Raw genomic sequence first — 9,075 nt, 5'->3', positions numbered from 1 at the left:
CATCCCGAACTCAGCAGTGAAACGATGCATCGCCGATGGTAGTGTGGGGTTTCCCCATGTGAGAGTAGGTCATCGTCAAGATTAAATTCCGAAACCCCAATTGCGAAAGCAGTTGGGGTTTTGTTTTAGTAGAAGTAACTGTTTTTGCTGGCTCGTTACCGTGTTGACGGGCCAGATAAAGAATTTCTTGACGACCATAGAGCGTTGGAACCACCTGATCCCATCCCGAACTCAGCAGTGAAACGATGCATCGCCGATGGTAGTGTGGGGTTTCCCCATGTGAGAGTAGGTCATCGTCAAGATTAAATTCCGAAACCCCTGTCTGCTAACGCAGACAGGGGTTTTGTCATTTCAGGGCCTGCAAAACCGATGATCAGAAAGCTTTACGTGTCTTGCTGATACGTCGGGCCTGCCATTTGCGCCACCAGATGTAGACGCCAGTCCCCGACAAGTCTGCAATCAAAGCGGCTAGCACCGTGATCATCACTTACCCCTTAACACCAATGATTCGACCTCCATGTAACGGCACCTGCAACCGGTAAAACTGCTCTCCCAACGTCCCCTGCCCAGCAATCTCCTGCCCTGACAAGCGCCCGTCCGTACCATGAAATCACAACCAGAATTTGCAATTGCCGCTCCAACATTGCTCGTGAAAAACACCGTGACGAACGCTCTGGCACGCCGTTGGGCGGGAATCTGGCAGAAATACCATCCATTTCCTGTGTGGCCCTAAGATTTCTCCGACACGTGCCGACAGACTGGTGAGACATGCGTGCACCAAAGTAGAGCGGCTAGTAGAACGCTGCCTGCACTGTACATGGAATGTTGCATCCGGAACGCATCCCCACTTTTGGCATAAGAAGTCCCATGAAATGAATCTCAAGTTCAGCCATAAAATCCTGTTGGCCGCCTCGGGCGTCGTGGTCCTGGCGTTCGCGCTGTTCACCCTCTACAACGACTATCTGCAGCGAAACACCATTCGCCAGAACCTCCAGTCTTCCGTGCAGCAGGCCGGTGATCTGACCGCCAGCAGCGTGCAGAACTGGATGAGCGGGCGGATTCTGGTGCTGGAAAACCTCGCGCAGAACGTTGCCCATCAGGGCAAGGACGCGGATTTCCCGGGCCTGGTCGATCAACCAGCGTTCACCTCGAACTTCCAGTTCACCTATGTCGGTCAGGCCAACGGTGTGTTCACCCAGCGCCCTGACGCGAAGATGCCGGACGGCTATGACCCGCGTCAGCGCCCTTGGTACAAGCAAGCAGTCGCTGCCGACAAAACCATGCTGACGCCGCCGTACATGGCGGCCGTCGGTGGCTTGGTGGTAACCATCGCCATGCCGGTGAAAAAGAACGGCGAACTGCTCGGCGTCGTCGGTGGTGACCTGAGCCTGGAAACCCTGGTGAAGATCATCAACTCGGTGGACTTCGGTGGCCTTGGCCATGCGTTTCTGGTCAGCGCCGACGGTCAGGTGATCGTCAGCCCGGACAAAGATCAGGTCATGAAAAACCTGAAAGACATCTACCCGAACACCAGCGTGCGCATCGAGAAGGGCAACCAGAACGTCGTGCTCAACGGTCAGGAACGTATTCTGTCGTTTACCCCGGTCAGCGATCTGCCGAATGCGCAGTGGTACATCGGTCTGTCGATCGATCGCGATAAAGCCTACGCCGCACTCAGCCAATTCCGCACCTCGGCGCTGATCGCGATGTTTGTTGCTGTGGCTGCGATTGCGCTGCTGCTGAGCCTGTTGATCAATGTGTTGATGCGTCCGCTGACCACCATGGGTCGTGCGATGCAGGACATCGCTCAGGGTGAAGGCGATCTGACCCGTCGTCTGGTGGTTGAGAGCAAAGACGAATTCGGTGAATTGGGCAGCGCATTCAACCAGTTCGTTGAACGGATTCACGCGTCGATTTCCGAAGTGTCCTCGGCAACCCGCCACGTGCATGACTTGTCGCAGCGCGTGATGGCGTCGTCCAACGCTTCGATCGTCGGTTCTGACGAACAAAGCGCGCGCACCAACAGCGTGGCTGCCGCTATTAACGAGCTGGGCGCCGCCACTCAGGAAATTGCGCGCAACGCCGCCGATGCTTCGCAACACGCCAGCGGCGCCAGCGAGCAGGCTGATGACGGTCGTCAGGTGGTCGAGCAGACGATTCAAGCGATGACAGAGTTGTCGCAGAAGATCAGCCTGTCGTGCACGCAGATCGAAACCCTGAACGCCAGCACCGACAACATCGGCCACATCCTCGATGTGATCAAAGGGATTTCGCAGCAGACCAACCTGCTGGCACTTAACGCCGCAATCGAAGCGGCGCGTGCCGGTGAAGCCGGACGTGGTTTTGCCGTGGTGGCGGACGAGGTGCGAAACCTTGCCCATCGCACCCAGGAGTCGGCGGAAGAGATCCACAAAATGATCACGTCGTTGCAGATTGGTTCGCGGGAAGCGGTGACCACGATGAACGCCAGTCAGGTGTCCAGCGAGCAGAGCGTGGAAGTGGCCAATCAGGCCGGTTTGCGTCTGGTCAGCGTGACTCAACGTATCGGTGAAATCGACGGCATGAACCAATCGGTGGCAGCGGCCACTGAAGAGCAGACCGCGGTTGTGGAAACCCTCAACGTCGACGTTAACCAGATCAACCTGCTGAACCAGCAGAGCGTCGCCAACCTCAATGAAACGTTGAAGGATTGTGATGCGTTGTCGCAGCAGGCCAATCGTCTGAAGCAGTTGGTCGACAGCTTCAAGATCTGACCTGAAGTCAGACCGCGTTATCGTTCATCGCGAGCAGGCTCACTCCTACAAATTAACCGGGCTCCATCTGAAGGAACCCGATCAACTGTAGGAGTGAGCCTGCTCGCGATAGCGGTCTAGAACTCCCCGCCAAGCTCAAGCCTTAAACAAACAGCTTCAGCACATTCCCCATCGCATCATCCGCAAACCCCTGCACAAAATCCTTGAACCCTGGCAGTGCCTCTTCACCGCCCGCAGCCGGCTCGGCAATGATCGTCCACGTCGCCCGAGACTTACCCGCGCCCAGCGATTCTACATTCATCGCCGCCCACAGATTCGCCACCCCCAACGTGTTGTAAATCGTCGTCCAGGTCATGCATCGGGCCTGCTCATCGCGGGAGTTGAGTTGCTCGACCACCACGTTGCCATCCTTGAAGCATTTTTTGCGCAGCGAGGACACACCCTCGCCGATTGTTTCGATGTGCGACAGCGCCGGAATGAAGCGGTCGAAACCGCCGAATTGGCCGACCACTGCCCAGACCTGCGCCGCGTCTGCCGGCACTTCTACCGAAGACGCAACGTGGTAGCCATGCGGGTTTTTGATCAGGGTGTCGGGTTGCAGAGTGCTCATGGTGTTGCTCCTGTTTGATGGATCAGATGAAGTTAATTTCTTTCAGGTAATCGCAGCCACGACGCAGCAGTGCCGGGGATTTCTGTGGGTAGTGCGCGCCCATCAACTGCACGCCGGCCTCAGCGTTGGCATGGCCAATCAGGGAGATGTCGCCGATGTCTTCTTCGAAGCCGTTGAGGTAGAAACCGAGCACGCCGAACAGCGCGTTGTCGGCATCGACACGCCCGAGCTGCTGCTGCCAGTCGGCGACGCTGACCAGTGCGAACTTGCTGCCGGTTTCGCGGAACGAAGCGACGTAGGCATCCCAGCTCAATGGCTCGGGGTTATGCAGGTTGAACACTGCACGTTCGGGTGAATAACGGCTGGCGTGGAAGGCAATGAAGCGGGCAAGAAAGTCCACTGGCATCAGGTCGAAATTCAGCGCGAAGGCCGGCACCTGGCCGAGCTGGATCGAGCCTTTGAGCATCAGCATCAAACGGTTTTTGTGCGGCTGACAAACACCGCTGAGGCTGTTGAAACTAATGTTGCCGGGGCGATACAGATTGACCCGTACACCGCGTTCCCGCGCCCGTTCGAGGATGCGTTCGCCGACCCATTTCGACAGGTTGTAGCCGTTGCGAATATAGATCGGTGGGGTCGTGGCGGCTGGCAGTTCCAGCACCCGTCCAGCATCGTCCACCGTGCTGGAAGCCGACAGCGTCGAGACGAAGTTGAAAACCTTTTTGCTCTGCCCTTCGCACAAGCGCAGCAGGGCGAAAATCGGTTCGACGTTGTCCGCCGCCAGCGACTCGTAATCGAGTACGTGATTGACGTTAGCGGCGTTGTGCACCAGTGCGCCGAACTCGCGATCCAGGCGCTGATAGTCGTCGTCATTCAGGCCCAACTGCGGGCGCGTAATATCCGCCGCGTAAACCCGCACGCGACTCAGATCCAGATGCTCCAGGCGGTTTTCACGCAGTGACTCGGCAAAGCGTTGCACCGCAGTTTTACCGCCGCCGTCGCGCACCAGACACGCCACTTCGCTGGCGCCCCAACCGAGCAGCGCCTCAACGATGTGCACGCCGACAAAACTATTGGCGCCGGTTACGATGACTTTATGCACATCGCCCATGTGGCTGATCGGCAGTGGCTCGATTTCCAGTGCACGCTCGGCGTCGGCCATGGCCTGGGCGCTGAGTACGGCGCTGTCATCGGTGCCGCGTACCAGCGTTGCCAGTTTGATGATGGTCGGCAGTTCGATGAAGCGGTTGATCGAAATGCTACGCCCGAACTCCTCACGCAAACGCAGCAACATGCGCGAGAGCAGAATCGAGTGGCCACCAAGATTGAAGAAGCTTTCGTCAGTGGAAATGTCGCTGCTCGGCAGCTCCAGCAACTCCGCCCAGATCTCCAGCAACAGCGCTTCATCGGCATTCACCGGCAGGCATTTCGGCCCGTTGTCCTGCACGCTCACTGGCAGTTCCAGCAGTGCTTTGCGATCGACTTTGCCGTTGCTGGCGAACGGCATGCTCGCCAGCTCGGTCCACGCCACCGGTTGCATGTAGTCCGGCAAAAACTGTCTGGCGTGGGCTTTCAGCGCGTCGCGTGCGGTGTCCGATTGCGCTTGTGCGAGGAACGCGAGAATGCGCCGCTGACTGTCGATCACCACCGCCATTTGCCGGTACAACTGGCTCTCGCGCAGGCAGCGCTCGATCTCTTCCGGCTCGACCCGGAAGCCACGGATTTTTACCTGATTGTCGCGCCGCCCGCACAGTTCGATACCGTGCTCGCCCCACCTGGCCATGTCGCCGCTGCGGTAGGCGCGCAGCGTTTGGCCGTCCGGCAATTGCAGGGTCAGATAACGCTCGGCGGTCTGCTGCGGATTGTTCAGATAACCGAGGCAAACACCGGGGCCGATGATGAACAATTCGCCGACGGTGTGCTCCGCCACCGGTTGCAAATCGTCATCGAGAATCAGCACTTGGCTGTTGGCGATTGGTGCCCCGAGGGTGCGGTTACTGTCGCCCGGTTTGAGCTGGCGCGCGGTGATCAGTACGGTGGCTTCGGTCGGGCCGTAAAGGTTGTGCAGTGTGCCTTGACGGGTCAGTTGCTCAATGACAAACGGCTCGCAGACATCGCCGCCGGTCATCACTTGCACGCCTTCCAGTTGCTCCAGCGGCAGGATGCTCAACAGCGCCGGTGGCAGGAATGCGTGGGTCAGGTGTCGGCGGCGGATCAACGCGACCAGTTGCAATGGATCGCGCCGTTGCGTGTCGTCCGGCACCACCAGTTCGGCACCTTCCAGCAGGGTCGGGAAGATGTCGATCAGTGACGAATCGAAGCTCAGCGACGAGAACTGCAAGACCCGACTCTCGGCCTGCAATTGCACGTAATCGGCGTACCACGCGGTGAAGTGCGCGAGGTTGGCCTGACTGAGCAACACGCCTTTCGGATGTCCGGTGGTGCCCGAGGTATAGAGCGCCATGCACGGTGCATCAAGGTCGGGACGGCGGCGCATTAGCGGTTGGCTGAGATCTGCCTCTGAGCTGTCGATGCGGCTGACGTCCAGCCCCGCCATGGATGCGCTGAGCGGATGCTCGCCATCATGCAGCAACAGCAGCGCGCCAGCATTTTGCAGAATGTATTGCTGACGCTGTAACGGATGACTCGGCTCCAGCGGAAGATACACCGCGCCGCTGCCGAGGATCGCCAGAATCGAGGCAAACAACGCCGGGCTTTTTGGCAGGCAAATGCCGACCACCCACGGTTTTGGCTGTTGCTCGAGCAAGGGCAGCAACCGCTGCTGAAGCGCACGACTGTGAGCGTGCAGTTGGCGATAGCTGATCGACTGTTCGGCGATGTGTAGCGCCGGGCGTTCAGCGTGGTGGATCAAGCTTCGTTGCAGGCGCTCGATCACCGGGATCTGCGCCTCTTCCAGCAGTGTGAGATTGGTCGTGTCGTTGCGGCGATGGACGTAAGCCAGGCTGTCGAGGAACAGCAGGTTTTCCATTCTCTCGAAATCCGGCGCAGTCACTGACGCGGCCTGCTGCAGATAGTCAGCATCACGGGAGAAGCGGCTGACCAGCAACGCCACTTCATCGACCACCTGCGTCAGCACCCGTTGCCGCAGCGCCTGCCCATTGCCGGACGGCTCATCGCCAATCGGCACGCGGCTGATCAGTGACGAGCCAAGGAAACACAGCAAATCGAGTGTCGGCAAACCGGCATGGCTCTGCACGCCGACACCCAAACGCAGATGCAGGTGCGGGATCGAGCAGAAATCGCCGGCGCCGATAAAACCATCGTCGATGATCAGATCCACCGTCGCTGCAACGGCAGCGCTGCGCTGCAATGAGTGACCGTGTTGTTCCAGTTCCTGCGCCAGGTCGGTCATCGCCTGGCTGGTGCCAATCAGCAAAATGTCGAGACGTTTCATGTCGGCCTCCTCATCAAACCAGGTAATCGCGTAACGCGTGCTGCACGCACGGCGTGTCGAGCAGCGAGCTGTTGTGGAAGAACTTGACGATGTTGCCCACCAGCGGATGGTGGCGATTGATCGGGAACGCGAGCCCGGCCATCTCGTCCCTGAGCGAGCGGCGGGTGGTCTCGCTGACCGGCAGTGCGTCGATCAGGCGCAGGTCGAAGGCTTTCTGGATGTCGTTGGTCAGGTAATGGCCGATGAACACCGGCAGAATCTGCGCGATGGTTTCGCGATCCGCCGCGTTGGCGGTGTGCCAATAGATGCGCACCATCCGCGCCCAGAAACTCGAATGGCGACCTTCATCGAGCAAGTGATCGGCCATCAGGCCTTTGATCGACGGCTTGACCGTGTCGTCGCGTGCGAACGCCGCGACATCACCGGTCACGGTGTTTTCGGCGATGGCCACGCAGATCAATTCGACCGCGCTGCGCAGGTGCTCTGGCGCCAGCGCTACTGCCGCAGGAATCGCCCGGCTCAGTTCGATTTCATCGGGGAGCTGAATCGGTTCGATGCCGGTCATCGCCACTGTTTGCTGCATGAAATCCATCGCCACGAGGGCGTGGTAATCCTCGTCGACCACCACGGTCATCGCGTCGTAACGACAGGCAAACGGGAAGGCCACGGCGAAGCGATTCTTGGCGATGCTGCGCGCGGTCTTGTCGACGATCTCGGTCTCGAAAATCACCACGTCGTTGATGAATTTGTACAGCGTCTGTACCAAGGCGAAATCACGCTGTTGCGGGCACTCGCGCAGGAAGGTTTCGCTGAGTACCAGCGGCTGACGACTGAGCGGATAGATCAGCCGTTCGTCGTCTTCGAGTACGCGTCGCGGGCGGGTGCGGATGGTCGCGCGATTCTCCCAGGCGTCGGCAAAGGATTGATAGTCAGCAGCGTTCATTGGGTCACCTCTGCCAACGGCTCGCGCATGCTTACGCGCAGGCCGTCCCACAAGGCGATACGGCTTTCCACGGCGGCAATGGCGCTGGCGTAGACCTCGGCTTCACGTTGCGGGTCGCCGTCGACCAGGCGCTCGAGCAGGTGTTCGGCCGCCGGGCCGTGGTCTTCGGAGTCGACCTCGATGTGCCGTTCCAGGTAATAGCGAAAGGTCGGCGCCTGTTCGATACCGATGCCCCAGTCGTCAAGAATGCGCTGGAACATGGTCGGGATCACGCTCTCGCGACCATGCAGAAACGCCGCCGCCACGCTGTGTCCCGGAGCATGCAGGGCGGTACGCAAAGTATCGCGGACAAACTGCGCGGCAGCCGGATCAACCTCGACGCTTTGCAGCGCGACGTCATAGCTCACGCCTTCCTGTTGCAGGGCGACAAAGCGCTCTACGGCGGTGGTACTCGCGCCGATTTCGCGCATCGCATCCAAGTACAACTCGAAATGGCTGTAATGCCCCTCGGTCAGGCGATCATCCGATTCTTCACCGAGAACGATCTCGTTGATCAACCGCGCGGCGTGAGGGTCACGCGGCGGTAGCCAGGGCAAACGCGTGCAGGTCAGTTCCTGCTGCAGGCGTTTGGTCAGCGACATGAAATCCCACACGGCAAATACATGGGTTTCCATGAAACGACGCAATACCGATAACGACGTGATCTCGGAAAAGATCGGGTGAATGCTAAGTTCGGCTTTCTTCAGGGTGAGTTGGTGCTTAGTGGGCATCATGATGTCCTTTATCGTTGATATTAAATGGAACTGCTCTGCAACTGCGCAATCAATGGAATTACGACTTACTTGTTTTCTGTCGACGGACGACAGCCTTCCTTCCTGATAGGTAAGTGCGGATCGATATACCTTTGACATGACTTCATGTCTGCCCATAAAGCGCTGCTGCTGCTCCGCAGGCATTGGGCTGCTGCCGAGGTGAAGGGTGAAGTTCAAACTTGGCGAAGAAAAGCTAATACACCGACAAAGTGTTTAACAAGTATATTTTTAATTATTTTAAGTTAGCTGTTTTTTGAAGTTGAGTTGTTCCAATAAAACTTTCAAATAAAGTTTTATTTGGGCGTAGTTGCTCCTTTCGGCGAATAACGGCCAAAATTGCTCAAGAAGAGTGAATGCCTCACTCGAAGCAACTTTCCAGTAATAAGAGTTGAATGATTTAAAAGGGGCGGAAGTTGGCCGTGACCCCGCGCCATGACTTCCTTTTTCCCGTGGCAAGGCTCCTTCCGTAGGTTCCTGGTGCGGGGACTGCGCCGGCAGGGCGGCGCGTCGCCCGTTCTTTATGGGGTGGCGGCTCAAGAGTG

General features: G+C 58.3%; 5 protein-coding genes, 1 rRNA gene and 1 pseudogene. 2 read left to right on the top strand and 5 right to left on the bottom strand.

Features of this window, described 5'->3' with window-relative positions; all coding sequences use genetic code 11:
• Positions 1-186: 186 nt before the first annotated feature.
• Positions 187-302, top strand: a 5S ribosomal RNA gene (gene rrf, locus CKW14_RS28615).
• Between the two features lie 71 nt (positions 303-373).
• Here the strand turns inward: rrf and CKW14_RS30305 are convergent.
• Positions 374-610, bottom strand: a pseudogene (locus CKW14_RS30305) (PepSY domain-containing protein); the annotation flags it as partial.
• Between the two features lie 262 nt (positions 611-872).
• Here CKW14_RS30305 and CKW14_RS28605 point away from each other — a divergent pair.
• Positions 873-2,753, top strand: coding sequence for a methyl-accepting chemotaxis protein (locus CKW14_RS28605; RefSeq protein WP_095051117.1), 1,881 nt, complete (start codon positions 873-875; stop codon positions 2,751-2,753).
• A gap of 142 nt (positions 2,754-2,895) precedes the next feature.
• Here CKW14_RS28605 and CKW14_RS28600 read toward each other — a convergent pair whose 3' ends face one another.
• From CKW14_RS28600 to CKW14_RS28585, 4 genes are read right to left on the bottom strand one after another with little or no spacing between them, the layout of a single operon-like run.
• The gene (locus CKW14_RS28600) at positions 2,896-3,363 is read right to left on the bottom strand and encodes an SRPBCC family protein (RefSeq protein WP_095126619.1); all 468 of its coding nucleotides are present in this window, start codon (positions 3,361-3,363) and stop codon (positions 2,896-2,898) included.
• A 22-nt stretch (positions 3,364-3,385) separates the two neighbouring features.
• Complete coding sequence (locus CKW14_RS28595; RefSeq protein WP_095126618.1) at positions 3,386-6,778, bottom strand: amino acid adenylation domain-containing protein; 3,393 nt, start codon at positions 6,776-6,778, stop codon at positions 3,386-3,388.
• A 13-nt stretch (positions 6,779-6,791) separates the two neighbouring features.
• Positions 6,792-7,721, bottom strand: coding sequence for a diiron oxygenase (locus tag CKW14_RS28590; protein ID WP_095126617.1), 930 nt, complete (start codon positions 7,719-7,721; stop codon positions 6,792-6,794).
• On the bottom strand, positions 7,718-8,494 hold the full coding sequence (locus tag CKW14_RS28585; protein WP_095051121.1) for a DUF3050 domain-containing protein: 777 nt from the start codon (positions 8,492-8,494) through the stop codon (positions 7,718-7,720). The genes CKW14_RS28590 and CKW14_RS28585 overlap by 4 nt, the downstream gene beginning before the upstream one ends.
• Positions 8,495-9,075: the final 581 nt, after the last annotated feature.

This window comes from Pseudomonas sp. Irchel s3a12 (genome assembly GCF_900187485.1).
Taxonomy (GTDB): Bacteria; Pseudomonadota; Gammaproteobacteria; order Pseudomonadales; family Pseudomonadaceae; genus Aquipseudomonas; species Aquipseudomonas neuropathica.
Note: the sequence above shows the minus strand (reverse complement) of the source record. Positions and strands in the feature narration are given on the sequence as shown.

What these genes read in the sequence shown, in the direction of transcription:
- CKW14_RS28585 (WP_095051121.1), bottom strand. Translation starts at nt 8,494, where the DNA reads ATGATGCCCACTAAGCACCAACTCACCCTGAAGAAAGCCGAACTTAGC.
- CKW14_RS28595 (WP_095126618.1), bottom strand. Translation starts at nt 6,778, where the DNA reads ATGAAACGTCTCGACATTTTGCTGATTGGCACCAGCCAGGCGATGACC.
- CKW14_RS28600 (WP_095126619.1), bottom strand. Translation starts at nt 3,363, where the DNA reads ATGAGCACTCTGCAACCCGACACCCTGATCAAAAACCCGCATGGCTAC.
- CKW14_RS28605 (WP_095051117.1), top strand. Translation starts at nt 873, where the DNA reads ATGAATCTCAAGTTCAGCCATAAAATCCTGTTGGCCGCCTCGGGCGTC.
- CKW14_RS28590 (WP_095126617.1), bottom strand. Translation starts at nt 7,721, where the DNA reads ATGAACGCTGCTGACTATCAATCCTTTGCCGACGCCTGGGAGAATCGC.